The 904-nt window shown below is 41.3% G+C and carries 1 protein-coding gene and 1 pseudogene; one reads left to right on the top strand and one right to left on the bottom strand.

All coding sequences use genetic code 11. From position 1 onward, the window contains the following. Window positions 1–243 (top strand): type II toxin-antitoxin system RelE/ParE family toxin (locus L5M38_RS24230; RefSeq protein ID WP_263180551.1); only part of this gene is annotated, 243 nt, incomplete at its 5' end. 452 nt (window positions 244–695) lie between these two features. On the opposite strand, the pseudogene L5M38_RS24225 reads toward L5M38_RS24230, so the two are convergent. Further along, a pseudogene (locus L5M38_RS24225) lies at window positions 696–904 on the bottom strand (IS3 family transposase); the annotation flags it as partial.

Below are 904 nucleotides of genomic sequence, written 5' to 3'. Positions count from 1 at the left end.
ATTGAGGCAGTTATTGAGGCATTTGAAGCATCTGTGACGCAAAATCCTTTGAGCCATGCAWTATGTCAAGAGTTAGTTGAACTTGGCATTACTCAAGTAAGGCACGCGATAAAAGAGGATTTTAGAATACTGTACGAGGTTAGCTACATTAATGATGAGTCTCTTGTTACTGTGCTACTTTTTTTGAATCAACGACCAAGCATACAGAACCAACTGATCAATCATTGCTTGGTTTATAAGTAATTGCTTGCGGCAGTGAGAATCGAGGACGGCCTTTAGTCGCGAGAATCTAGGATACTTACAAGCTGGCTTTAGACTCTAGCTGCGAAGCGCTCTAGCGTTCTTCGAACGTCGCTTTGCTAAGGATGTCGGCACGTTTTTCGCTATTTTGGTATGCGAGTTTTGTATTTTTGGTCACTTGGGTTTGTAAACATTTCATCAGAAGAAAATATTTATGTCATTAATGAGCATCATCAATACTTCGGCTTCAAGTCAATCCCATAACCGCTCGCAAACACTCGAAAAATTGTGGCAAGACTACGAAAAAAAACAATTAAGAAATAAACGTTATCAAACAAAATTAGAGGGTTTTTATCGCGAGTTCACCTCACAATTACTTGAAAAAGAGCAGGCCGTATGTGATGCCTCAGCCCAATCGGTGTTTTTCAAGATAGTTGTCACTCTTTGTTTAAATATTAAGCTGCATTTATTACGCCTTCTTCTGGTGCCTTATCTGGGTTGAGTGTTACAGCGCCAACCGCTTCACAATTTCTGATCTCTGTAGACCAACGCATCGGTTTTCTTTCCTTCGCCGCCTCAAGCACTTTCTTGCGCTTCGCTAAAATAGCGCCATCTTGCAGTGCATGACGTTGCCCTGGTGAGACAAAATTTAGCTGGCTGTGTT

The sequence above is a fragment of the Shewanella sp. SM101 genome, assembly GCF_025654465.1.
Classification (GTDB): domain Bacteria; phylum Pseudomonadota; class Gammaproteobacteria; order Enterobacterales; family Shewanellaceae; genus Shewanella; species Shewanella oncorhynchi.
Note: the sequence above shows the minus strand (reverse complement) of the source record. Positions and strands in the feature narration are given on the sequence as shown.